Source organism: Salinicoccus sp. Marseille-QA3875 (assembly GCF_054950095.1).
This window is the reverse complement of sequence record NZ_CM143103.1, coordinates 372261-397214: the sequence shown is the minus strand read 5'-3', so window position 1 is coordinate 397214 and position 24954 is coordinate 372261. Positions and strand designations below refer to the sequence as shown.

At 34.7% G+C, this 24954-nt stretch carries 22 protein-coding genes and 1 pseudogene; 20 read left to right on the top strand and 3 right to left on the bottom strand.

Features of this window, described 5'->3' with window-relative positions; genetic code table 11:
* Positions 1–21: 21 nt before the first annotated feature.
* From ACY8DT_RS02160 to ACY8DT_RS02135, 6 genes are all read left to right on the top strand, one after another.
* Positions 22–1887: a DNA adenine methylase gene (locus ACY8DT_RS02160; RefSeq protein ID WP_462421306.1), complete on the top strand. Its 1866-nt coding sequence runs from the start codon at positions 22–24 to the stop codon at positions 1885–1887.
* Positions 1888–1895: 8 nt separating this feature from the next.
* Positions 1896–2732, top strand: coding sequence for a hypothetical protein (locus ACY8DT_RS02155; protein ID WP_462421305.1), 837 nt, complete (start codon positions 1896–1898; stop codon positions 2730–2732).
* Positions 2733–2736: 4 nt separating this feature from the next.
* Positions 2737–3675 carry an AAA family ATPase gene (locus ACY8DT_RS02150; protein WP_462421304.1) on the top strand — a complete coding sequence of 313 codons (939 nt, stop codon included), beginning with the start codon at positions 2737–2739 and terminating at the stop codon, positions 3673–3675.
* Between the two features lies 1 nt (position 3676).
* Positions 3677–4897, top strand: a complete 1221-nt coding sequence (locus tag ACY8DT_RS02145) for an LlaJI family restriction endonuclease (RefSeq protein WP_462421303.1) — start codon at positions 3677–3679, stop codon at positions 4895–4897.
* A gap of 215 nt (positions 4898–5112) precedes the next feature.
* A complete protein-coding gene (locus ACY8DT_RS02140) occupies positions 5113–5889 on the top strand; it encodes an IclR family transcriptional regulator (RefSeq protein ID WP_462421302.1) in 777 nt (258 codons plus the stop codon).
* A gap of 281 nt (positions 5890–6170) precedes the next feature.
* Complete coding sequence (locus ACY8DT_RS02135; RefSeq protein ID WP_462421301.1) at positions 6171–6713, top strand: hypothetical protein; 543 nt, start codon at positions 6171–6173, stop codon at positions 6711–6713.
* A 1008-nt stretch (positions 6714–7721) separates the two neighbouring features.
* Here ACY8DT_RS02135 and ACY8DT_RS02130 read toward each other — a convergent pair.
* Positions 7722–8270, bottom strand: a pseudogene (locus tag ACY8DT_RS02130) (transposase); the annotation flags it as partial.
* A gap of 333 nt (positions 8271–8603) precedes the next feature.
* On the opposite strand from ACY8DT_RS02130, the gene ACY8DT_RS02125 reads away from it, so the two are divergent.
* The 12 genes from ACY8DT_RS02125 to ACY8DT_RS02070 all read left to right on the top strand — a co-directional run bounded on the left by ACY8DT_RS02125 (position 8604) and on the right by ACY8DT_RS02070 (position 21184).
* The gene (locus ACY8DT_RS02125) at positions 8604–8801 is read left to right on the top strand and encodes a tautomerase family protein (protein ID WP_462421300.1); all 198 of its coding nucleotides are present in this window, start codon (positions 8604–8606) and stop codon (positions 8799–8801) included.
* Positions 8802–8908: 107 nt separating this feature from the next.
* A complete protein-coding gene (locus ACY8DT_RS02120; RefSeq protein ID WP_462421299.1) occupies positions 8909–9679 on the top strand; it encodes an SDR family NAD(P)-dependent oxidoreductase in 771 nt (256 codons plus the stop codon).
* Between the two features lie 308 nt (positions 9680–9987).
* Positions 9988–11016, top strand: coding sequence for a TRAP transporter substrate-binding protein DctP (gene dctP, locus ACY8DT_RS02115; protein WP_462421298.1), 1029 nt, complete (start codon positions 9988–9990; stop codon positions 11014–11016).
* 193 nt (positions 11017–11209) lie between these two features.
* The gene (locus tag ACY8DT_RS02110; RefSeq protein WP_462421297.1) at positions 11210–11689 is read left to right on the top strand and encodes a TRAP transporter small permease; all 480 of its coding nucleotides are present in this window, start codon (positions 11210–11212) and stop codon (positions 11687–11689) included.
* 87 nt (positions 11690–11776) lie between these two features.
* Positions 11777–13069, top strand: a complete 1293-nt coding sequence (locus tag ACY8DT_RS02105; protein WP_462421296.1) for a TRAP transporter large permease — start codon at positions 11777–11779, stop codon at positions 13067–13069.
* A 119-nt stretch (positions 13070–13188) separates the two neighbouring features.
* A complete protein-coding gene (locus tag ACY8DT_RS02100; protein ID WP_462421295.1) occupies positions 13189–14319 on the top strand; it encodes a mandelate racemase/muconate lactonizing enzyme family protein in 1131 nt (376 codons plus the stop codon).
* A gap of 80 nt (positions 14320–14399) precedes the next feature.
* On the top strand, positions 14400–15176 hold the full coding sequence (locus ACY8DT_RS02095) for an SDR family NAD(P)-dependent oxidoreductase (protein ID WP_462421294.1): 777 nt from the start codon (positions 14400–14402) through the stop codon (positions 15174–15176).
* 113 nt (positions 15177–15289) lie between these two features.
* A complete protein-coding gene (locus ACY8DT_RS02090) occupies positions 15290–16051 on the top strand; it encodes an SDR family NAD(P)-dependent oxidoreductase (protein WP_462422206.1) in 762 nt (253 codons plus the stop codon).
* 105 nt (positions 16052–16156) lie between these two features.
* Entirely contained in the window at positions 16157–17137 is a 981-nt protein-coding gene (locus tag ACY8DT_RS02085; protein WP_462421293.1) for a thiamine pyrophosphate-dependent dehydrogenase E1 component subunit alpha, read from the top strand.
* A 15-nt stretch (positions 17138–17152) separates the two neighbouring features.
* Positions 17153–18133: an alpha-ketoacid dehydrogenase subunit beta gene (locus ACY8DT_RS02080; protein WP_462421292.1), complete on the top strand. Its 981-nt coding sequence runs from the start codon at positions 17153–17155 to the stop codon at positions 18131–18133.
* A gap of 11 nt (positions 18134–18144) precedes the next feature.
* The gene (locus ACY8DT_RS02075; RefSeq protein WP_462421291.1) at positions 18145–19479 is read left to right on the top strand and encodes a dihydrolipoamide acetyltransferase family protein; all 1335 of its coding nucleotides are present in this window, start codon (positions 18145–18147) and stop codon (positions 19477–19479) included.
* Positions 19480–19786: 307 nt separating this feature from the next.
* Positions 19787–21184: an NAD-dependent succinate-semialdehyde dehydrogenase gene (locus ACY8DT_RS02070; RefSeq protein WP_462421290.1), complete on the top strand. Its 1398-nt coding sequence runs from the start codon at positions 19787–19789 to the stop codon at positions 21182–21184.
* A 773-nt stretch (positions 21185–21957) separates the two neighbouring features.
* Here ACY8DT_RS02070 and ACY8DT_RS02065 read toward each other — a convergent pair.
* Both ACY8DT_RS02065 and ahlS read right to left on the bottom strand, forming a co-directional pair.
* Positions 21958–23085, bottom strand: coding sequence for a zinc-dependent alcohol dehydrogenase family protein (locus ACY8DT_RS02065; protein ID WP_462421289.1), 1128 nt, complete (start codon positions 23083–23085; stop codon positions 21958–21960).
* A gap of 25 nt (positions 23086–23110) precedes the next feature.
* The gene (gene ahlS / locus ACY8DT_RS02060) at positions 23111–23968 is read right to left on the bottom strand and encodes an AhlS family quorum-quenching N-acyl homoserine lactonase (RefSeq protein ID WP_462421288.1); all 858 of its coding nucleotides are present in this window, start codon (positions 23966–23968) and stop codon (positions 23111–23113) included.
* Between the two features lie 92 nt (positions 23969–24060).
* On the opposite strand from ahlS, the gene ACY8DT_RS02055 reads away from it, so the two are divergent.
* Together ACY8DT_RS02055 and rhaM are read left to right on the top strand one after the other, a co-directional pair.
* Positions 24061–24183 (top strand): hypothetical protein, encoded by a 123-nt coding sequence (locus ACY8DT_RS02055; protein ID WP_462421287.1) that lies wholly within the window; start codon positions 24061–24063, stop codon positions 24181–24183.
* 437 nt (positions 24184–24620) lie between these two features.
* Positions 24621–24932, top strand: a complete 312-nt coding sequence (gene rhaM / locus ACY8DT_RS02050; protein ID WP_462421286.1) for an L-rhamnose mutarotase — start codon at positions 24621–24623, stop codon at positions 24930–24932.
* The last annotated feature ends 22 nt before the right edge of the window (positions 24933–24954 follow it).

The following is a 24954-nucleotide window of genomic DNA, read 5'->3' as shown; positions in this document are numbered from 1 at the left end:
TCTTGTAAAGGAAGAAAGTAATTGCGATATTTAGGAAATAAAACAAAATTATTAAAACTAATTGAGAATGTTATCGATGAACATAATATAAAAGGGGAGACATTCGCTGACCTATTTTCTGGAACTGGAGTTGTAGGCGATTACTTTAAAGATAAATACAAAATAATATCAAATGATAGCTTATATTATTGTTATATATTAAATAAAGCGAAACTCGAAAATAATGAGATTCCACAATTTAAAAGCTTTTATAGAAACTATAATTGCGATATTTTTTTATGGTTAAACTCCTTACCATCTAAAGATAAATCTAAATGTTTTGTTTATAATAACTATACACCTAAAGGTAACAGGAAATTTTTCACAGAAAAAAACGGAATAAAAATTGATTCCATTCGTCTAGAGATAGAGAATTTAAAAATAAAAAATCAGATTGATGATAATGAATATAATTTTTTAATAGCATCATTAATAGAGAGTATTACAAAGTTCTCTAATATATCAGGAACATATGAAGCATTTTTGAAACACTGGGATAAACGTGCATTAAATGACTTTATTATTTCTCCTTTAAATTTTAAAAACACATTAAAATTAAGAGGCTCTGAGGTATTCCAGAAAGATGCCAATATTTTAGCCCGAGAAATAAGTGGAGATATTGCTTACTTAGATCCACCTTACACTGTTACACAATATATTTCTGCTTATCATATGTTTGAAACAATAGCTCGCTATGATTATCCAGAGATTAAAGGAATAGGTGGTAAAAGAGACAGAAATGGTCAAAACTCCTTTTACTCCCAAAGAAGTCGAGTCTTACATCAGTTTGAAGACTTATTTAGACAGCTAAATTTTAAACATATATTATTAAGTTACAACAATAAAGGTTTGGTTGATTTAGAGGAATTAATAAGTTTGGCTAAAACATTTGCAAAAGATAATATAGTACATGTAAAAACTATAAATTATAGAGAATATAGAAATCATAGAGTTAGGAACAAAACGCCGGAAGAACTTAAATCAAGTGAAAAGCATAAAGAAGTTATAATTTATTTTGAGAAAGACTTAACAATTCTAAAATCACCACTTAACTATTCCGGAAGTAAAAATTATTTAGTTTCAAAGATTCAAAAAGAACTTCCAAAATCTATCGATACTTTTGTAGATGTTATGGGGGGGGCATTTAATGTTGGATGCAATATTTATGCTAGAAATGAAGTAGTTTATAATGAAATTAACACCCAAATTTATTCTCTAGTGAAATGGTTATTGACTTCAGATAAACAATCATTAGTTAAAGATATTGAGAATGATATAAAATTGTTCAGTTTATCAAAAAGGGGAAAGGAAGAATATAACAATTTAAGAACACTTTATAACGGAAACCCGAATGTATTATGGCTTTATATATTACATCTGTATTCTTTTCAAAATATGATAAGGTTTAATACAAATAAAAAATTCAATACACCAATAGGAGTTGCTGGCTATAGTGAAGCAATGAAAAACAGAATCTTAAATTTTAATCCTAAAACAAAAAAAGTGAAATATTCAAATAAAGATTATTTAGAACTAAATTGGGAAAGTTTTCCAGCGGAAACATTGTTTTATTTCGATCCACCTTATTCCCTCACAAAAGCAGCTTATAATGATGGTAAACGGGGACAAAAAGGATGGAATAACAACTCGGATGGAGAGTTGTTAGGTACTTTAGATAATATCAATCAATTAGGATATAAATTTATTTTGTCAAATGCTATTGAACACAAAGGGGAAACTAATCATCTTTTGGTAGATTGGATAAAAAAGAATGATTATAATATTGTAGATTTAGGGAAAAGTGGATGGAGATACAGTAAAAAAGAAGTAATTATAAAAAATTATTGAGGGATATAATGCAAAGAAAATTAGTGGTTCCTAGTTCATTTTCAGAGAAATTTTCAACAGAAAATCTTCATACTGATACACTAAAATTTTGGTCAAAGTATGAAATTAATAATGTAGATGATCTTCTAGAAAAATCTGTTAGGAATTTAAATAAGAAGTATGTTCATTTAAATTTGAAGGAGATTGTTTATGAAGAGCAAGTAGAGATTTATAATGAAAGCTCTAGTCACCTATGTTTGATTAAAGATTATAACGATATAATATCAGGTTATTTATTTATTATTCCCCCACAGTATGATACTAGATCAGGACTTTTAGCTCAACAAGTGTTTCCTTCTCTATCTACTGTTATTTCTAAAACTATAACATCTAATGAAAATGGTATATCTAATAGACCAGTATTTATTGTTAATTTAAATGAAAATAAACTTACAGCTTCTAAGGTTATTAACATTCAAAGTGGTGAATATTTAGGCTTCAACTATATCGATGTTTTTGATAGAGATATGAAAAAAATAATGGTAGATAACGATTTAGTTACTAAAGCACATAACTTGAGTGATTATAATTATAATTTGATAAAAAGCGGAAGGCAACAACACACTAATGATTTTTTTGATTTGGATATCGAAAATCAGAAAGTCGTGATAAAAAAAGATAGAATTTCTAAAGAAACATTAACCAATCAACCATATTGGTTTGTTATTAAAGGATATACAATAGTACAAATGGCAGTGAGAGAGAATTACTCGATTGATATGGAAGATTTAAATTATGTACAACATAATAAAACTATTGATATTTTTAAGGAGTATGTTCAACAATTTATAGATGAGGGGTATTAGGATTATGTTACAAAAGATTTACTATGGCCCACCAGGTACTGGCAAAAGTCATAGTATAGACAATTATCTTAAGAGTAATGAAGTATCGGAGAATAATATTTTTAGAATTACATTTCATCCTGAGTACACTTATAATGATTTTGTTGGTCAAATAATGCCTGTAATTGAAAAGTCTCAAGATAACAATACAGAAATAATTAAGTATAAGTTTATTGATGGTGTTTTTACTCAAGCTTTAAAAAAAGCATATTTGGATTTGTCAGAGAATGTTTACTTGGTGATTGAAGAAATTTCTAGAGCAAATAGTTCTGCAGTTTTAGGAGATATTTTCCAGTTGCTTGATAGACATACAAAAGGCATCTCTAAAGGTTATAGTAAATATTTTATTACTAATCAGTTAATTGCTAAAGATGTATTAAACTTTGACAGTGACAAAGTTCGACTACCACCTAATTTATATATACTTGGGACTGTTAACACGAGTGATCAAAATGTTTTTGTATTAGATACTGCTTTCAAAAGAAGGTTTGAATGGGAGTATGTCGGTACAGAACCAGTTAAAGGTGTAGATGGTAATTATCTTAATAATCCAGATTTGATATTATATGATATCGATTCAACAATTACTGTCGAATGGGTAGACTTTTATGAAAAATTGAACAAATTCATTACATCGGAATCATACTTGGGTTTGAGTGAGGATAAACAAATAGGACAATTTTTTATTTATTTCAATGAACTTCTTAATCATGAATATATAGAAATGACTTTCAAGAATAAAATGTTGTTCTATTTATGGGAAGATGTTCATAAAGCTAGTTTTAGACCAACTGTTAAGCTTTTTAATTCTGATATTGAGAATTTTGAAATGCTCTTTAAAAATTTCGCAGCTAACAAACAAATATTCAGCCCTGACTTTATAGGGTTATTAAAAGGAGAATAGTATGTTTGAAACTGAATATGGGTTTGATAAAGGTTTTGTTTCTGTAGATACAATTACCTATTTTGAACTAAAGCAACCTGACATACGTTTTGATTCAAAAGAAAAAGAGTATTATTATAACTTTGTTGGCATCATATCTCAAAAAGATAAAAACCTAATTGTATTTCCATGTAGATACTTAAACAATATTGATGATATTAAGGAAAAAGATTCACGGATGCTCTTTCAAACTATATTTAAATATTTAGAAATTGCTCAAACTAATCCTAAAGCAGAATTGTATTATGGTGATGAGCATTTATTTGATTCTAATTTTCCATTCCAAGAATTTTTAAATGTATATGAATATTATATTAGATATAATTTTTACCGCTATGAAAAAAAAAGAATAAAAGATGGTTATTCTGGTAATATTGCATGGAAATCAACAATACAACAATCAAATACTATTTTAAATAATGGAAATCTTATATATGTACCTTTTAAAGTTAAAGTTAAAGAATACAATTATGAGTTTATCAGCGAATGTATGTCTTTTGTTATTAATTACACTATCAGCAGGTTTGAAAGCTTTATATTTCTAAAAAAAGTTGAAGATTTACATAATAATTTTGATTTTATTACTAACCGAGATTTTGTTATTAGAAAATTAATGAATATATTCACTTCATTAAGAAAAGATCATGAAAAAAATTTAGTACAAAATTTAATTTCGTTTTTTAGGAGTTTTGATGAGGTAAATAAAGCTAATGATTTTCATATAAAAATAAAATATTTTAATTTTATTTGGCAAAATATGGTGACATATTATTTGAATAATCATTTCATAGACATGCAAGCTAAAAAACTTGTTATATCAAAAACTGTTTTATCAAAGAAAAATGAATTCGAGTCATTTGATTACTATATCGATGATTCGAAAAACAACTTTTATATAAGTCCTGATCACATTTGGCAAAAAAATGATACACTTTACCTTTTCGATTCAAAATATTATAGAAAAATAACACATTTAGATTATAAGCAATTCACCTATTTACAAATTTTTAGAAATATTTCAGCTAAATCATTTATTAAAATTATTTCAGCAATAATATTGCCAGGTCCTGAAGAAAATGTTGTAGAACATTTTAAACTAAAAAGTGATGATAAATTTGTAATTTATGAATTAACATTGCCCGTAAAAGATGTGATGAAGAGTTATTTAGAAAGCCCATTATAATGTTCTTTGCACAGTGCTGAATGAATTGTAGGGATATATATAAATACTGGAAAAATATACTATGTTTTGTAGATAATATCTTGAATTTGTCATAAACTAATAAATATATTTTTAAATTTACTTGTTATCTTTCACTGTACTTCTGTAAAATAATATGCTAACTTTCATCATATTACATTAATTAGAGAACTTACAATAAAGGTGGAGTAAAAATTTTGAAAAAAAAATCAAGAGTACAGTCTGTTTCAAGAGCATGTAATATTCTTGAATTATTAAGCTTTAAAAACGAGGGATTAACGACTTTAGAGGTAAGCCAATACTTAGATTTGAATCGTAGTACGGCGCATCATCTCATTTCTACTTTACTGGATCATAATTTTGTTGAAACAAAAACTGATAATAAATACTATATTGGCTCATTTTTCTACGAAGTTATTAATCAAAATCCTAGAGGATTATTACTGAATTTCATTAATAGCATATTAGTTGACATTGTAAGTAATACTGAAGAAACCACTTATTTTTCATTGTTTGATGGTGGAGTAGTCCCAGTGGATTCTGTGTTAGGTTTAGGTGCATTAAGGGTTGTACAAGCAAATCCACTTCCAGGAGAACCACAACACCTACATGCGAGAGCTGCGGGAAAGATTTATTTGAGCACCTTAAGCAATGATGAATTGAATAATTATCTTAACAATTCCCCCCTACAAAAATTGGCAAAAAAATCAATCGTATCAAAACCTAAATTTTTAAATGAATTAGAGCGTATAAGAAACCAGGGATATGCTGAGGATAATGAAGAATTTTTAGATGGTGTTATTTGTTATTCTCATCCTGTTAAATTAGAAAATGAAATTATTGGATGCGTTTCATCTTCTCTACCTACTGCTAGAATGGAAAAATATCCAGAAGTAATATTAGCTGTACAGGAATCTATTACAAAGTTTGAAAAGCTAATTGATAAAAAGATATATAGTAATCTTTTAAGTTAAAGTTTTATGTTAAATTCATAAATATATTTTAAGATAAGTTTATTAAGTATTTGAATGATTACAGCCATGAGATGTTACCTGATTATTTCGCGAGTTGAAGTCCGCCTATACGCAATTGGAGTCCACCCGTTCATGACATCGAGTCTGTCCCATGATTTTATCAATTCGCAGTTGAAGCCCGGCAATACATATAAAGAGTCCGCCCTGAGGTCTGCTTTTCGGTATATTAAATTTGAAAGCATTAAAGCTTTCAAATTTAATGAAAAGGAGGCCTATTTATTATGGCCAGAAAGATTCCAGCAAAGCGAATACTGGAGTATCGGGCAATGGGATTATCAAGGAATCTCATCGCAAAGACACAGAAAGTCGGAAGAAGTTCAGTGAGTGACGTCTTCAAGCGTGGAGAGGACTTGGATTTAACCTATCAAGATGTAGCGGATTTATCCGAAATGGAAGTGTATAAAAAGGTCTTTCCAGACAGGTATCAATCGGAGACACTCTATGAAGCCCCTGAATATGCGTATATTCATAAAGAATTGAAACGGGTCGGGGTGAAGTTAAAACTACTATGGAAAGAGTATCAAGAAAAGTGTCAGGATAAAGGTACTATCGCCATGGGCTATACAAAGTTTTGCCAAGGTTATCAAGAGTATATCTTAAGTTATAAACTCACCAACCACCTGGTACACAAACCGGGCGCCACCACTGAAGTCGACTGGAGTAAATGTAAAGCTTTACATTTGGCCCAATCCACCTCCAGAATCTCCCCAGGTTTTCGACGAATTCTCATCGTGGCTTTATGCTTATCGGCATATCGACTGTAATGGCGCACAAAACTCCGGTATGAATAAGGAATCTTTTGATTGGTCCGGCATTCAGCTTCATATTTACGGTGCAGGAGTGACAGGGGGACATTCGGTTTTGCGAGCTCCTTATGAATGTACTCAAAGTCCAGTGGCTGACGCCCAGAAACTTCTAACATCTGTTCTGGGAACAAGAATTCTTCAATCCAAATATCTGTCATTTCCTCTGCCAAGGGACAGGTTAACCCTTTCCTTTCTGCCAGTTGAATCACAGTTGTGAAGAGTGACCTGTACTGGCCGCAATACCTCTTAAACTGATGCCTTCATCGTGTAATTCTAATATCTTACGATACCGAATCATAAAAATACCTCCGATATAAAAATGTCACACTAATTAGTGTGCGCATTTATTATACCGGAAGTACTGGTAAATGGATCGGCATTGATTGGTACATTTCTTGTCATTTGGTGGTAAGAAAGATGGCAGAGGTGGTACATTCGGTTGGCCGTAATCATTTGAAAAGTGTTTATATTGTTATGAATACATCTGATCATTAATTTTTTATAAACTCAGTATTTTTGTCATGATTGTTACTAATAAGTGATAGACTACTTACCATGAGTTTACTCACAAGTTCACCAGAATAAATAACCCCCGGAGCTCAATAGGAGAGTTTTCGGGGGTTATTTTATATTTCATTAATTAATAACTTTACTAATGGAATTGATTTTGTACTTAAAGTTCGATTTAGGAATTAATAAAAATATGAATTTATATAGTGTGCTTACGGCGCTCTAATGTTACCACTGCGTCGGAGGTTTTGATACCACCCAAATCGCACACCATATTACCACCTGAATCGGACTAGATGTACCCACTCAATCCTCTTTTAGAGGATTATTTTTTGTTCGCCCAGCATGGGCGAACTCTAACGGGTGAAAGTCCCGAGTGTGACCGGGTAGCGGTAAACACATAGCCAAAAGCAAAGGTGTCCGTCGTGAGGCGGAATCTGAAGGAAGCTCGAGGCAACCGGTGACTCCGTCGAAAGCTACCAATGGATGGAAGCCAACGGTGCCATAGTGCGCATTGTAAGCTGTCGACTCCTGTTCGCCGTACGTATCGGCATGCGTGGAATCCAGATCAAAGATGACCGTCTCGGACTGTCGGTGCCCGTGCACTTTGTCGATCATTTCCTGGTTCTCCTGGTTCAGCTGTGCCATGGACTGATCGTCAAAACGACTGAAAAATCGGGACAGACTGGGCTGTGATGCCAAGGCATCGGTGCCAAGGATCTGCGTGAATACCGGGTCGGCCGTCAAATGGTCTGCGGCATCATCTTCGGCGTATCCAGCGATCATCTGATAGAGCTTCTGACGCAGCAGATTTTCGTTGGAATGAATATGATACAACCGGTCATCCTTGAGGTGCAGATGGTCCGCCAATGTTTGAGAGAACCCGATGGTTTCATCGAATTCCCGAAACAGGAATTCTCCGGTATCTGACGAAAGTTCACCCCCGTCACCCGTGAGTTTGATTTGACGATTGAAATCCAGTGTGAAATGCGGTAATGTAGCCATTAGAAGAACCCTTTCTTTTGGTTATTTGGTGGTACTTTTAACCTTATCAGAAACGGGTTCTTTTTTCATTTTTTAGATGAATGGCTATTTGATAGAAAAACAAATTATACCGGGCTTCACAGCCGGTAAGTAATTTTGTATGAATAATTAAGGATATATACTAAAAATTAAGAATATAGAGAAAATAGATAAAACTTTGAAATTTATATTGACATGTATAACGCTTACAAATATAATGTTCACCATAAGGACATTTTACATTGCGAACAAATAGTTAAATAATACATATTTAGAGTTATATAAACTATATAAATAGTGAAAGGAGAAAATAGTATGCCATATATTAAATTGAAGTTGGTTGAAGGAAGGAGCTTAGAAATCAAAAGAACTCTTGTTTCATCTGTGACAGAATCAGTTTGTAAGTCTCTTCAAATAACTCCGGACAACGTAAGGATTGAATTAATTGAAGTTGAGAAGGATTTATTTAGTGTAGGAGGAGATTTAGTAATAGATAAAAAAAGTAATGAATGATTTATTATTATTTATCTAAAGTAGAGAATCATAAAGGATAGTTATAGAAAATTTCATAGTAGCATTATTAAGTATTATTTAGAATTAATGAAATAAGGTGGAATTAAATGGAATTATTACAACGTTTATTTGGACTTAATGATAAAAATGCTTTAGTTATAGGTATCGGAGGACTTGGGAAAGAGGTAGCGTTTGGGTTAGCGGAAGCTGGCGCTAATGTTGCTGTTGCCGATTTATCAATTGAAAATTCAAAAAAAGTATCAAAAGAAATTAAGGAAAGAACAGGAAGATCTTGTCTCGCTTATAAAGTGGATATTACAAATCAAGAACAAGTAAAGCAAATGGTGAATTCTGTAACGAATGAATTTAATACAATTGATATTTTGGTAAATGCTTTTGGAATCACCAAGAGGGAGCCTTCAGAGAGTTTCTCCAAGGAAATGTGGGATAAAATCATAGAAGTAAACTTGACTGGTGCTCTTATAAGCTCTCAGATAGTTGGAACTCTTATGATTAAACAAGGTAGTGGTAGTATTATTAACTTATCATCCATTGCGGGGGAAGTAGGGTTTAAAGGGTCTATAGCATATGCTGCAAGTAAAGGTGCAGTAAACCAAATTACACGTACAATGGCAGTGGAATGGGCTAGTCGTGGAGTCAGGGTTAATGCAGTTGCACCATCTTGGACAGATACTGAAATGGGCTTGAAGGTATTTAATGATCCCGAATTATATAAACATACAATTGAAAACGTTCCCAAAAGACGCTTGGTAAAAAAAGAAGAAGTTATTGGCGCAGTTATTTTATTAGCATCTGATGCTTCAAAGATGATTACTGGTCATATATTACCCATTGATGGTGGTTTTTTATCTCAGTAAAAATTTAGGTCATGCTTCAATATATTTCAATAATAGTATTTTGTAATATTAAAGCCATTAAAGGGGGAGATGTTTTTGGCTTTGATATGATTCAGATAAAAGCATTCATAATGTAAATGTCAATTAAATTTATTAAAAGGGGATTGATAATAATTGTTTCTTAAAAGTATACAAGCAATATTTTTAATGATTAAGCAGTTGGTTAGACCAGAAAGAAGTAAGTGATAATGTCGGTATTTGGATTTGATAATAATTTTTAATACAAACGAAAATTTATTTATAGGTATTTATACGAGGAGGAGAAAATAATGAATTTCAAAACAGAAAAAAAGTTTATGTTGCTACTAACATTACTAAGTGTAATTTTTGTTGTTGCGTGTTCTTCGGGAGAATTAATTGAAGAGACCGAAACTGAAGCCGGTGAAGGGGAGAACGAAGCAACATTATTAAGAATGAATATGGTAATCGCAGAATCAGAAGATAGTTATGCGGTATGGGAGCAATATGCAGAAGATTTAGAGGAAGCATCCGAAGGAACACTTGAGGTTGAAGTTTATCCATCAGAACAATTAGGAAATGCAGCTGATGTAATTGAACAAATATCACAAGGAGCACCAATCATGATGCATAGTGATCCTTCGCAATATGGGGAGTATGTAGATGACTATTCAATTTATATGCATCCTTATTTACTAAAAGAACCTGATGATATAGACACTCTATGGAAATCTGATCTTGGACAGAGATTGGATAGTGAACTTCAAGAAAAAGGTTTAAGAGTAAGTGCCTTAGGCTATTTTGGGACAAGACATTTAATAGCAAACCAAGAAGTAACAACAAGGGATGATGCACAAAACTTACAGTTTAGAAATGCTCCAACTAAAATGTGGGATCAAGTAACGTATGTATTAGGCGGTAGTCCAGTTCATACAGCTTGGTCGGAAGTATATACGGCTGTTTCACAAGGAGTAATTGATGGAGCTGAGAATCCAGTCTCAGGAATATATTCATCAAAAATTTATGAGGCAGCTCCTCATTTGAATTTAACAGGTCATCTAACTGCAACTAATGGAATGGTAATGTCGGAAGAAGTATACCAGTCATTAGATCCCAAGGCTCAGACAGCAATAGATGAAGTCGGAAGCGAATTTCCACCTAAATTAAGAGATGTTATGTTTGAGTCCGAAGAAAATTATTTGGAACTATTAAAAGAAGAGGGAACAGAAGTGCATGAAGTGGACCTAGAAAGTTTCGAAAGTGCTGCTGAAAATATAAGTGATGATTTTCCTGAATGGACACCAGGACTATATGAAGAGGTATTAGAAATAATTGAATAATATTTACTTTTGAAGCAAAAATTTAAAATATAAGGAGCCTTTATACCAAACTACTAGTTTCTATTAAATGTAAATGGATTGGGTTCCTTATTATTGGATTAAGAAATCTTTTCTAGCATTTTTAATTGATTAACAATAAGATACTAAAATCGACATTTTCTAAATAATTTATGTCTGAAAGTGAGGTGGAAGAATGAAGAGATTTATACAAAACTTGGAAGAATTGATTGCTATTGTTTCATTTTTAATTATGGTTGTTGTAGTTACAGTTGATGTTTTGTCTCGAATAATATTTAATTATTCTTTAGGATTTACAGCTGAAATCTCTTTTATATGTTTTTCATATAGCATAATGTTTGGCATGGTCGTATTATATCGAACAAAAGGTTTGATAGCGATTGGAGTAATCGTCGATAATCTACCAGAAAAAATAGAGAGAATAGTTCTGTTTTTCAACAGCTTGTTTATGATATTAACTAGTTTATTTTTAGCATATCTCAGTTATATCTTAACAGTAAATGGCTGGATGAGAGAAACAACCTTTTTAAGCATTCCTTATACTATACCGTATCTATCAGCACTTGTAGCATTTTCTTTAATGACAATATATTCAATCACATTTTTAATAAAAAGGCCACCAAATTCAAGTGATGAAAGTAATTTAATAATGTGAATTTGATTGTTTATAAAGTTACTCTAATTGAGTAACTAAGAGGAATTTTTTAAAGTGTTTATATACATTTCGAGGGGAGGCTTGCTTATGGATTTCGCATCATTTTTACCAATTATTTTACTATTTATACTATTCTTTTTAAAAGTACCAGTGGCATATAGTTTACTGATTTCATCGGCTATTTACTTTTTATTTATAAATAATGATTTACCAGTACAGTTTATAGTTCAAGGAATTTTTTCAACTACAGAATCTTTTACTATGCTAGCTATACCTTTTTTTGTATGCGCAGGGGTTGTTTTTAATTATGCAGGAATTACAGAACGATTAATGAAATTAGCTGAATATATTATTGGTCATCTACAAGGCGGCATGGGGCATGTGAATGTTCTTTTGAGCTTATTTATGGGAGGGCTTTCAGGATCATCTAATGCAGATGCAGCGATGCAAACTAAAATTGTTGTTCCTCAGATGACAAAATTAGGTTATGATAAAGGATTTTCAGTTGCTATAACAGCTGCATCATCAACGATTACTCCCATCATACCTCCTGGAATCTTGCTTATTCTATATGGGGTAGTTGCGAATGTATCGATTACACAGCTATTTTTTGCAGGATATCTTCCAGGCATAGTAATGGCTATTGCTCTGATGATAGCTGTACATTTCATTTCTAAGAAAAGAAATTTCCAGCCTTCAAGAGAAAAAATAGCAAGTTTCAAACAAATATCTTTACAATTTATTGATTCTATATGGGCTTTATTGCTGCCACTAGGCATAATAATGGGGCTTAGATTTGGTTTATTTACACCAACTGAAGCTGGAGCAATGTGTATTCTATATGCTGTTCTAGTTGGAATGTTTATCTATAAAGAATTAAAGTTTAGGGATTTTGGGCCAATACTTAAAGAATCAGCTTTGGCCACAGCAGAAGTTATGATTTTAATTGGTTCAGCGATGGCTTTTGGAAGTTATTTGACTTTTGAGCGTATACCTCACCATTTAACAGAATTTTTATTTAGTAATGTGGATAGCCAATTTACATTACTTTTGATGATTGTCATTTTTTTAATCATAATTGGTTTGTTCCTAGACGGGACTGCTGCAGTCATACTACTTACTCCGCTTTTTGTTCCAATAGTTGCAGCTATGGGAATTGATCCTGTTTATTTTGGAATAATAATGTGTGTCACTTTGGTTATTGGAGGAATTACACCACCGTTTGGAACGATGATGTTCATAACAATGTCTATCTCAGGTATTTCAACAGGAGAATACATGAGAAATATAATACCATTTTTCTTAGTTTTACTCGCAGTAATTCTATTATTTTTACTATTCCCACAAATAATAACGATTGTTCCTGATCTATTACTTTAAAAATTTCTGAGAATAAAAATAAAATAGCTTGAATTATAGTCAATTCTTGAGATGTGTAATAATAATAATTCTAGTGGAAGTTTGGAGTCATGAATTGTTAAACGTGGAGGTTATCTTTTATGAAAGATGTAATTAAAGAAGTGAAAGCCAGAACCATTATAGTACCGTTGGATAAACCTGTTAAATTAGGAGGTTCTTCAGTAACAGAAAGAGATTACTGTTTTATAGAAATCATTACAAGTGAAGGGAGTATTGGTTATGCACTTACATTTTCAAGAGGTGGAGACTTAACTTCAACAGTGATCAAAAATATAGCTCCTATATTAATAGGACAGTCGATCGACCAAGTCGAAAAAATTTGGGAAGAAGTTTATATTAAAAATCGTTTAAATGGCCAGCAGGGGTTGTTCATGAGAGCTTTAAGTATTGTAGATTTAGCTATTTGGGATATAAAATCAAAAAAGGCTCAACTACCTCTCTATAAAATGATAGGCGGATATCGTGATTCAATTCCAGTTTTAATGGCTGGGGGATACTATGGTACTGATAAAAATCTTAATGAGTTATTGGAAGAGTATGAAGGCTATGTGAAAGACGGATATAAGCATCTGAAGCTTATGGTAGGTGGGGCGAGTATGGAAGAGGATAGAGAGAGATTTATTATGTTAAGAAAGAATCTTCCTTCAGATATAACTCTAGCTGTCGATGCAAATGGAAGTTGGGACGATCCAAAAGCTGTTTTACGTTGGATAAATCTAATTGAAGAAAAAAATTATGAAATTTCTTTTCTTGAGGAGCCTTTTCCACCAGAAAATATTGAATGGTACACATGGTTACGTAATCAAACAACGGTAAAAATTGCAGTTGGAGAATTTATGGCTGGTCGATGGTCATTTAAAAATGCAATAAGTAGAGGTTACATGGACATTGTACGTGCTGACGCCACTTTATGTGGAGGTATTACAGAGTGGAAACGTATCGCAGCAATGGCAAGTTCATGGGGATTGCAAATGATTCCACATTATTTTGCACCTATTCATCTACATACAGCACTAGCTTTTCCAAACTCTAATATGGTTGAAGTTGTATCTCAACAAAATAAAAATAGTAGTTTTTCTTTATTGGTAGGAGAAAACTACGAATTTAGAGAGGGTGTTGCTTATCCTAAAGATTTTCTCGGCCTTGGTTTAATTCCTAATAGAGAATTTATGGATTCCCATACTATTGATATACAGTCTTACAATGCATAGTTTCTAATGTTTAATTAATATATTTGCTCTTATGATTAGATTAAGAAGTCTCATTTTGTATTTTATTAAGGAGGATGGACATGGAATCAAGTTTTCAAGGAAAAACAGTTTTAATTACAGGCGCAGCAGGTGGTATTGGTAAGGCAGTTGCAGAATTATTTTATAAACAAGGAACAAACTTAGCGCTTGTTGATTTAGATTTAGAAGTTTTAAAAAACAATTTCAATCACTTAACCAATAACGAAAATTTACTACTTTTAAAGGCAGATGTATCAAAAGAGATACAAGTTAAAAACTATGTAGATGCCACTATCAGTAAATATGGAAATATTGATATATTTTTTAACAATGCTGGAATTGAAGGCAATTATGGCATGATTACTGACACGAGCACTGGAATGTTTGATTCAGTGTTTGATGTAAATGTGAAAGGCGTGTTTTACGGATTAAAGTATGTACTAAAGGCAATGATTAAAAATAAATCGGGGAATATTATTAATTCTTCTTCGATTGCTGGTTTAAACGGATCACCTGGACTTGCTTCGTATTCAGCATCTAAACATGCCGTAATTGGACTAACAAAAACAGCTGCTTTGGAAGCTTCAGCTAATGGAATAAGAGTGAATGCAATCTGTCCTTCACCAGTTAATACAAGGATGATAAATTCAATTGATACCATGAAAAATCCAGAGAATGCATCTATATCTAAGCAAATTTATGAAAAAAGAATACCGATGCAGCGTTATTCTGAACCAAGTGAGATTGCAGAATCTGTACTATTTTTAGCTTCAAATAAATCTTCATTTATAACAGGGAGTTGTCTGCGAATAGATGGTGGAATGGCTGCATTGTCCTGACTAGAGGTTATTTTATTAAATAGGAAGAGAAGTCAGGCTGTTAAATTTAGAGTATATAAATTTATATAAATATTTCTTAATTAATAAATAAAATTAAAGTAATCAGGAGGAAAATCACTATGAATCTAGATGGAAAAAAAGTATTGGTGACAGGTGGTTCAAAAGGTATTGGTTTTGAAATTGCCAAAGCGTTCGTATCAGAAGGTGCAGAAGTCTCAATTGTAGGAAGAACTAAAAAAACTCTTGAAGAAGCTAATCAAAATCTTAAAAACAAACTTTCTATATACTCAGCTGATTTAACAAAAGAATCTGAACGAGAAAAATTAATAAGAGATTTTATGAGAGATCATGGAAGGATAGATGTTTTAGTAAATAATGCAGGTGGCAGTATAGATGGAAGTGCATCTGAAACACCACTAGTAGATTACTACAATGCATTTGAGATAAACTTTTTCTCTGCAGTTCACTTGAGTAAATTAGTTGTAGCACAAATGAAAATACAAAAAAGCGGCTCTATCATTAATATTACATCAATTTTTGGCAGAGAAAGTGGAGGTAGTGTAACTTATAATACTGCAAAAGCTGCTTTAATTAGTTATACGAAATCATTAGCAAATGACGTAGCAGCAGAGGGGATAAGGGTCAATAGCATTGCCCCAGGTAGCGTTCTGCATGATACAGGTAATTGGAAAAAGAGATTAGAAGAAAATCCTGAAGCAATAAAATCATTCATAGATAATGAAATTCCAGCTGGGCGTTTCGGGACTCCAGAAGAAATAGCAAATGTTGCTGTCTTTTTAGCATCAGAAAGATCTTCATGGGTTTTAGGGGCAAGCTTAAATGTAGATGGCGGTCAATCTCGTATGAATTTCTAAATGGTTACAAGAGACAAGAATCACAAAAATAATATATGAATTTTATCATATTTTGAGGTCTTTTTAAGAAATATCAGGACCTCGAGATAATTCCGGAGGTTTATAATGTCACAAAAAAAAGAAACGCCATATAATAACGAACAAAAGATTGAGATGCTATACGATATGATGTTAATTCGCGGCTTTGAAGAAACTGTTGAAAAACTATTTCAAGATGGAAAAATACATGGAACTATGCATCTCTGCATAGGGCAGGAAGCAACAGCAGTAGGGGCATGCACACCATTAACTAACGAAGATAAGATTACAAGTAATCATAGAGGACATGGGCATAGTATTGCTAAAGGTACAAAAGTAGATAGAATGATGGCTGAATTACTTGGCAAAGAAACGGGATACTGTAAAGGTAAAGGTGGTTCAATGCATATCGCAGACTTTGATGTAGGAAATTTGGGAGCTAATGGAATTGTTGCAGCTGGATTGCCACTAGGTACAGGGGCCGCACTCCCTTCCAAAATGAAAGATCTTGGATATGTGGTTCTATGCTTTTTTGGCGATGGTGCTACGAATGAAGGGGCATTTCATGAAGCACTGAATTTGGCATCTGTATGGAAATTACCTATGGTATTCTTCTGTGAAAACAACCTATATGGTATGTCAGGTTCAATAAAAGAAATGGTTAATGTTGAACATATCGCTGAACGTGCAAAATCTTATGGAATTCCAGGCACCACTATTGACGGTAATAATGTTCTAGAAGTAGCTGCAACGACTGAAAAGGCTGTTGAACGTGCTAGAAGTGGAAAAGGTCCAACGTTGATTGAAGCAGAAACTTACCGATGGAGAGGACATTCTCGAAGTGATGCAAGAAAATATCGTTCCAGAGATGAAGAAAAAGATTGGAGAAAGAACCGCGATCCAATTGAATCATTTAAAATCAGATTGATGGAAGAGAGGGTATTGTCTGAAGACAAGTTTGCAGAACTAGAACAACGCATGAGTAGAGAATTAGATGAGGCTTTAAAGTTTGCTGAAGAAAGTAATGAACCAAGTTTAGAAACCTTAACTACAGATATTTATGCATAGAAAGGGATGCTTTTTGTGAGAGAAATAACATATGCACAGGCCTTAAGAGAGGCTATGAGCCAGAGAATGCGTGTAGATGAAAATGTTTTTATGTTAGGTGAAGATATCGGTGTTTACGGAGGGGCTTTTGGAGTAACAAATGGTATGACTAATGAATTTGGCCATGAAAGAATTCGAATAACTCCAATATCAGAGTCAGCTATTAGTGGATGTGCTGTAGGAGCAGCAATGATGGGTATGCGACCTATATTAGAATTGCAATTTTCAGACTTTGTAATGATTGCAATGGATAATATAGTTAACCAAGCAGCTAAAATGAGATATATGTTTGGAGGAAAAGCACAAGTTCCTACAGTAATCAGATTGCCCGGTGGATCAGGTGCAGGTTTTGCAGCTCAGCATTCTCAAAGTTTGGAAGCTTGGATGACACATGTTCCAGGATTAATTGTTGTTCAACCATCTAATGCATATGATGCAAAAGGGTTGATGAAATCTGCTATTGATAATAATAATCCTGTTATATACTACGAACATAAACTGCTATACGGCACTAAGGGTGACGTACCTGAGGATGAATATGAAATTCCTCTTGGGGTTGCAGATGTTAAGAGAAAAGGTGCCGATTTAACAGTTGTGGCTACAGGTATAATGGTGAGTAAAACTCTTGAAGCGGCTAAAGAATTAGAATCACAAGGTATCGATGTTGAAGTCATAGATCCAAGAACCTTAGTTCCGCTAGATAAAGAAACTATAGTAAATTCAGTTAAAAAGACCAATAATGTTTTGGTAGTTTATGAAGCTGTAGAAAGAGGAGGATATGGAGCAGAGATAGCCAGCATGATAGGTGAGAGTGATGCATTTGACTTTTTAGATTCACCCGTGATCCGACTTGGTGGTGTAGCTACTCCAATCCCATACAATCCAACATTAGAGAAGGCAGCAGTACCACAAGTAAAAGATATTATTAATAAATGTAAATCAATATTGAACAAGTAAGGAGGTGCCATATGGCTGAAAAAATAGTTATGCCCAAACTAGGGGCTACAATGGAAGAAGGTATAATCGATACGTGGTTAGTCGAAGTTGGGGGAGAGGTAGAAGAAGGAGATCCAATAGTAGAAATTCAAACTGACAAGATTACAATGGAAGTTGAAGCTGAAATAAGTGGATTTTTACTGAAAAAACTCTATGGAGAAGGGGATTCAGTCCCTGTACAAGAAGTAATAGCTTTTGTTGGAGAACAGAATGAAAATCTTGAAGAATATACCTCTATTAATCAGGAAAATGATGTCGCTGATTTAAATACAAAAGCATCCTCTACATCAGAAGTAGAAGAAGTACAATCTGAAAAGCCAGAACTCAAAGAACATGAGCCCAACAAAGTAAGAAGAACTCCACAAGCACGTCGAATAGCCAAAGAAAATAATATCAGTTTGGCTGAAATTAAAGGAACAGGACCTTTTGGTCGTATTCAAAAAGTAGATGTTGAGAAATATTTAGCCAAACATAGTAAATTAATCACTCCATTAGCGAAAAGCATTGCAGAAGATAAACAAATTGAATTGACGAATATTGAAGGGTCAGGAACCAATGGAAAAATTGTTGAAAAAGACTTATCACATATAAATGAAGAAAATTTAAATGCTAATAAAGAAGAGAGAGTTGCATTTAAAGGCATGCGCAAAGTTATTGCAAATAGGATTTCTGAAAGTTTTTATTCAGCTCCTCATGTAACTTTATATTCAGATATAGATATGACTGAAGTTGTGAAGCTAAGAGAACAACTTCTTCCATTAATTGAAGAGAAGAATGGTGTCCGCTTATCTTACAATGAGATAATGATTAAAGCTAGTGCATATGCTTTAAAAAATAATCCAGAGATAAACATTTCTTTAGAAAATGAAAAAGAAATTGTTTATCATTCTAATATTAATATTGGTATGGCAGTGGCAGTACCTAATGGATTAGTTGTACCGGTTTTAAAAAATGTTGATGAAAAAGGATTAGGTTCTTTAGTCCAAGAGTCAAAATCATATGCTGAAAAAGCTCGAGGAGGACAACTTCTCCCGGAAGATATGCAGGGAAGTACTTTCTCAATCAGCAATTTAGGTATGTTTTCAGTAGATGGTTTTACACCAATTATTAACCAGCCTAATGCTGCAATTCTAGGTGTTGGTCAAATTCAAGATAAGCCTGTTGCGGTAAATAATGAGTTAAATATAAGATCAATTATGACTTTAAGTTTGTCATTTGATCACCGTGTTATAGATGGTGCACCTGCTGCGAAATTTTTAACAGATTTAAAAAATCTACTTGAGCAACCAAACCAATTGTTAGTATAAGTGGATAATATCATGTATCGTGATTCTACACTTATTGAGATAGTTTAGGTTTATGGATAACTTTTATATATAGTTCAAAAAAGAAAATCTTTTCTATTGATACCAATCATGTTTGTAATGTATGTTTTAATAGGAGGTTTTAATCATCTTGGCGTAGTTTATTTAAAAAGATCAAGTATAGTAATAGATGTCCACAGATTAAGACGCTCAAGAAATTTTTTGGAAAATTGATTTAGTAGTTAGAAAAGATTCAATTATAACTAATCGTTAAAGTCTATAAATTAAACATAAAAAAAGGAAGATAACAATGGCTAATTATACAGTCCAAGTTAAAAACCCGGCAACCGGTGAAGTCATTGATACTTTGAATAAAAGTTCAAAAGAAGAAGTGCAGGCAGCAATCGAAGAATGCCATAGAGGCTTCAAGGAATGGAGTAAAACAGATGCCCATTACCGCTCCGGTATCATCAATGAATGGTTCCGTCTGATCAATGAAAATAAGGACGAACTGGCTGAAATCATTACTAAAGAGAGCGGCAAGCCCCTGCAGGAAGCACTGGGTGAAGCCGCCTATGCGAATGCCTACATTGAATGGTACGCAGAAGAAGCGAAGCGTGTTTACGGCAGAACGATACCGGCAAATTCGCCGCATAAAAATATCATCATTAAAAAGCAGCCGGTCGGTTTAGTCGCAGGAATTACACCGTGGAATTTCCCGGCAGCAATGCTGACGAGAAAGGTCGCACCAGCACTGGCTGCAGGATGCTCATTTATAATCAAACCCGCGGCAGAAACACCGCTGACAACAAAGAAACTGGTCGAGCTTGCCTACGCGGCCGGCATACCTGAGAATGTCTTCAAAGCTGTGAACGGTTCCGGCAAGGATATCGGGCCTTTATTTACAGACAGTCCATTGGTCAGAAAGATTACATTCACAGGATCTACATCAGTCGGAAAGTCACTAATTGAAAACAGTGCGGAGACTGTCAAGCACTTGTCCATGGAACTCGGCGGGCATGCACCGATCATAGTCTGCGGTGATGCGGATGTTGATATCGCGGTCGATCAGACCATCACATCGAAATTCAGAAATGCGGGTCAGACATGTATATGCGCGAACAGATTGTTTGTCCATGAATCCGTGGTGGACGAGTTTTCAGAAAAGCTGAGTGCGAAAGTCGCAGAGCTGAAAGTCGGCAACGGTCTGGAAGAAGGCATCCAGGTCGGTCCGTTGATCAATGAAGCGGCATATGACAAAGTCAGTGCCCATGCAGACAATGCGAGAGAACTGGGCGCAGAGATTCTGTGCGGCGGCGAAGGCATTGTTGACGCTGATAGAAAGACTTACTTTTATAAGCCTACAGTGATAAAGAATGCAAATCAGGAAATGGAAATTATGAATGAAGAGACATTCGGTCCGTTAATTCCCATTCAGTCATTCACGGATACAGATGATGCAATCGTGCTTGCGAACGGACTGCCTTTTGGTCTGGCTGCATATTACTTTACGAATGATTACAAAGTCGGATTATATCTGTCAGAACAGCTGGACTTCGGCATCATCGGCTGGAATGACGGTGCGCCTTCCGCTGCTCACGCCCCGTTTGGCGGCTTGAAAGAAAGCGGCCTTGGAAAAGAAGGCGGCATTGAAGGCATCGAAGCGTATTTGGATACGAAATATTTATCGATTGGGAATTTAGTTTGAAGAAAGAGATTCAGTTTATAAACAGAACAATATTGAAGGTATAGTTTGATACTCAGTATTCTCAGATGAGTTGATTGGAAACTGAAACAATAGAGTTCATTTAAGATTATTCATTATAAATTACTGAGTCAAGTTTCAATAATAAGTGTTGTATTCTTTATGACCATTCAAATAAAAGTTCCTATACACTACTAAAACAACTACAAGTATGATGTATAGGAATTTTTCTTCAGTTTTATTTATTCTGTAAGCATCTTCGTTTAGGTTTTAATCGCTAATTAGTACTGCAAAGCCTTTCGATACATTCTCCTTCAAATTAATGACTCTATAGAGAGTTCTACAGTGTATACAATTTTTCTCCATTAATCAATTCTGTTAATCATTTTGTATAGTCTGAATTTGCCCAATATAAACTTCAACTATCTATAAATCACAAGATAATCCTATAGAAATACATTCCATACTTCATTAACTCAGTTTTTGCTGAAGATTCTTCAAGTTCTGTTCTAGGTATTTTATAAGGCACCCAGTCCAATCGGTGAGTGTGCATTTTACATGCCTGTTACTTGACCATATATCAGAAACAAATTGATGCACTTACTTTTTCTTCATTTTAAAATCCACTCTTCCATTAAATTTTACAAATAGTAATGGGTGATAATCGAATTCTTTAAAAATTTTCTAGCTAATTGATTCAAGCATACAATATTCTATAATCTTAAAGAAAATTGATTCAAGCAACATAGAAATAGATATTCATTTGAACACCTATATCAATCTATTTTCACAACCAACCTCGCAACATCTCCTTTTTCCAACCTGTCGAACCCTTCATTGATGTCTTCAAGTTTAAGCGTGTCCGACAACAGCGTATCCACGGGCAGCCTGTCCTGCTTATAAAGGTCGATGAATCTCGGGATGTCACGGATCGGGACACAGCTGCCGACGTAGGATCCTTTGATCGTCCTTTCTTCCGCCGTCAGGGTGACCTGTGGGAAGGAGAAATTATGCTTTGGATCCGGAAGCCCGGTGGTGACTGTCATGCCGCCTCGTCTTGTGATCTTGTAGGCGGCTTCCATCGCAGGGACGACGCCTGCGGTTTCGAACGCATAGTTGACTCCGCCGTTCGTCAGTTCTTTGACTTCATCCAAAGATTTTTCATCTGATGAATCAAATGTATGGGTGGCGCCCAGTTTTTTCGCAAGATCAAATTTTTTCGAGTTGATGTCCAGTGCGATGATCTTACTGGCACCGGTGAGTTTGGCGCCGAGGATCGCATTCAATCCGATGCCGCCAAGCCCGACGACTGCGACGGTGCTGCCCGGTTTGACCTGGGCGGTGTTGATGATGGCACCAATGCCGGTGATTACTGCACAGCCGAATATCGCCACTTTCTCAAATGGAATATCTTTATCGACTTTGATGACGGAGTTCGCCGAAACGACCGCATGTGTCGCAAACCCTGAAACCCCGACGTGGTGGTGGACTTCTTCGCCGTCCATGTGCAGTCTCTTGCCGCCATCCGGCAGTTCGCCTTTTTCATTGGATGCCGCACCTTTTTCACACAGGGCCGGTCTTCCTTCACGGCAGGGAATGCAGTGGCCGCAGCTCGGCACGAACGCGCAGACGACATGGTCGCCGACTTCAAAGTCATCGACATGATCGCCGATCTTGATGATTTCCCCGGCCGCTTCATGCCCGAGTGCCATCGGCATCGGACGTGGTCTTGAGCCGTTGATGACGGATAAGTCCGAATGGCACAGGCCGATAGCCCCGATTTTAATCATCACTTCATTACTTTTCGGATCATCCAGTTCAAGTGTCTCTATCTTCAAGGGCTTGCTTTCTGCATAAGGTGCAGGCAACCCCATTTCATGTAAAACCGCAGCTTTGATCTCCATAGTTACCTCCTGTTAATTGCTTAGTTTATTCGTAGTAGCCTTCTGTAGACTTTCTGAAACCTTCAAATTGTTCACCGTCATGGCCGAACCAGATTTCTGCGTTCTTCTCTTTGGCAAGCTTCTGGATTTTCTCGACAGAGCGTGCCCATCCGATGGAGTCATATATGATACCAGGAGGCTTCAACATCGGTTCCATGCTGTCTTTTGTATAGATGGCGTCAGACGCAAGAATCAGCGTACCAAGCTCTGCAGTTTCTATTTCAAGACCGATCATGCCCCAGGCATGGCCGCTGCCGAAGTTCAGCACTTTGATACCTTCTACGATTTCTAAGTTATCTTCATAAGATTTTATGGTTTTCCATGTTAAATCATTTTTAATCCAGGCATCAATATCCGCCCAGATATAAGCGCCTTCTTTCTGGTTTCTGGCATAGGTCTGCATCGTGCCGTTCAATTCATCATCATGTACGATTACTACTGCATTAGTGAAATATTCGAGGCATCCTGCGTGGTCAAGGTGGAGGTGGGAAGCAACAACATAATCAACTTCTTTCGGGTCGACACCAATCTGTTCAAGTCTGTTGGGTAAGTAACATTCTTCAGTGGCAGAGTAGGGGAACGCTTTCTGGGTGTTCGGTCCCCAGCGTCCTTCGTGATCTTCACCTGCCATACCTTCAGGGTTACAGGCAGTATCGAAAAGTATCTTTGCTTCAGGGTGATCGATGAAAACAGTGTAGATAGGGAACTCGATTAACTCATTCGGTGCATTGGGATTGTCGATAGTGGCTTGATTGGAGTTAGCAATCATGAGGTTCTTGTCCATTCTGAGCGTACCATTGTCGAGAACGTAAATCTTCATGCGGTCTTTGTTGATGTTTGCCATGTCATTCACCTCTTCATATAATGTAATTTTATTATATATGAAAACGTTTACAAAAACAAAGAATGTTCTGAATTCAGTATGATTTGGACGAAGTGTCGTTAGATGACCTGCTGGAGCAGGAACTGGGCATCATGTCGATCGAAGCCGGCCAGACAATCCAATCAGAGCTTGTTAAAAAGGAGGATGGGAAACTTTTAAAAAGTATATTCAAATAGAGTCCTCACCATTTTCGAAAGAAAGTTGGTCGATATGAGCGCGCTGCCTAAAGAACGGATATGTATTCCTTCAACATCAAACTTTCCAAAAAGAAGTAAACGATTCTATAAAATTTAATATACTGTTATCTTGATACTCTTGTCAGAAAAGACGTGGTATCTTTTTTTCTTCAATTTATCTACTAGCCCGCCCTGGTAATTCCGTTCAAACCATTTAGAAAGAGCCATTCTTCATTTGTTTTTGAGTTGATCTATTCAGTTGATTCAAGTTATCAGTTCACACTATTTAAAACTTATCACACTATTTTAATGTCTGTTTATTTTTGTTTAGCTAATAATTATCTTTTGTTAGTGTTGACTTTTAACTTGAAAGCGAATACAATCAAAAATATGTAAAGATTCTGTGTAATATATATTTATTTAAGGAGGTAATGAAAATGATCAGGAAAGCGTTTTTAATGAATGTTTACAAAGATAAGCATGATGAATACGAACAAAGACATAACGATATTTGGCCGGAAATGGAAAAAGAATTGAAAAATCATGGGGTAATCAGTTATTCAATATATTTGGACAAAGAAGCAAGTAAGCTTTTTGCCTATTTGGAAATTGAAAACGAAGAAAAGTGGAATCAAATGGCACAGACAGAAATTAACCAGCAATGGTGGAATCATATGGCGCCTTTAATGGAGACCAATGATGATAACAGTCCGACAGTTATTGATCTTAAGGAAGTATTTCATCTTTAATTTAATATAGAGGGGGATAATA

Coding starts and splice junctions, on each gene's coding strand:
- ACY8DT_RS02075 (WP_462421291.1), top strand. CDS start 18,145: ATGGCTGAAAAAATAGTTATGCCCAAACTAGGGGCTACAATGGAAGAA.
- ACY8DT_RS02120 (WP_462421299.1), top strand. CDS start 8,909: ATGGAATTATTACAACGTTTATTTGGACTTAATGATAAAAATGCTTTA.
- ACY8DT_RS02105 (WP_462421296.1), top strand. CDS start 11,777: ATGGATTTCGCATCATTTTTACCAATTATTTTACTATTTATACTATTC.
- ACY8DT_RS02110 (WP_462421297.1), top strand. CDS start 11,210: ATGAAGAGATTTATACAAAACTTGGAAGAATTGATTGCTATTGTTTCA.
- rhaM (WP_462421286.1), top strand. CDS start 24,621: ATGATCAGGAAAGCGTTTTTAATGAATGTTTACAAAGATAAGCATGAT.
- ACY8DT_RS02085 (WP_462421293.1), top strand. CDS start 16,157: ATGTCACAAAAAAAAGAAACGCCATATAATAACGAACAAAAGATTGAG.
- dctP (WP_462421298.1), top strand. CDS start 9,988: ATGAATTTCAAAACAGAAAAAAAGTTTATGTTGCTACTAACATTACTA.
- ACY8DT_RS02065 (WP_462421289.1), bottom strand. CDS start 23,085: ATGGAGATCAAAGCTGCGGTTTTACATGAAATGGGGTTGCCTGCACCT.
- ahlS (WP_462421288.1), bottom strand. CDS start 23,968: ATGGCAAACATCAACAAAGACCGCATGAAGATTTACGTTCTCGACAAT.
- ACY8DT_RS02125 (WP_462421300.1), top strand. CDS start 8,604: ATGCCATATATTAAATTGAAGTTGGTTGAAGGAAGGAGCTTAGAAATC.
- ACY8DT_RS02100 (WP_462421295.1), top strand. CDS start 13,189: ATGAAAGATGTAATTAAAGAAGTGAAAGCCAGAACCATTATAGTACCG.
- ACY8DT_RS02135 (WP_462421301.1), top strand. CDS start 6,171: ATGGCCAGAAAGATTCCAGCAAAGCGAATACTGGAGTATCGGGCAATG.
- ACY8DT_RS02145 (WP_462421303.1), top strand. CDS start 3,677: ATGTTTGAAACTGAATATGGGTTTGATAAAGGTTTTGTTTCTGTAGAT.
- ACY8DT_RS02150 (WP_462421304.1), top strand. CDS start 2,737: ATGTTACAAAAGATTTACTATGGCCCACCAGGTACTGGCAAAAGTCAT.
- ACY8DT_RS02095 (WP_462421294.1), top strand. CDS start 14,400: ATGGAATCAAGTTTTCAAGGAAAAACAGTTTTAATTACAGGCGCAGCA.
- ACY8DT_RS02070 (WP_462421290.1), top strand. CDS start 19,787: ATGGCTAATTATACAGTCCAAGTTAAAAACCCGGCAACCGGTGAAGTC.
- ACY8DT_RS02155 (WP_462421305.1), top strand. CDS start 1,896: ATGCAAAGAAAATTAGTGGTTCCTAGTTCATTTTCAGAGAAATTTTCA.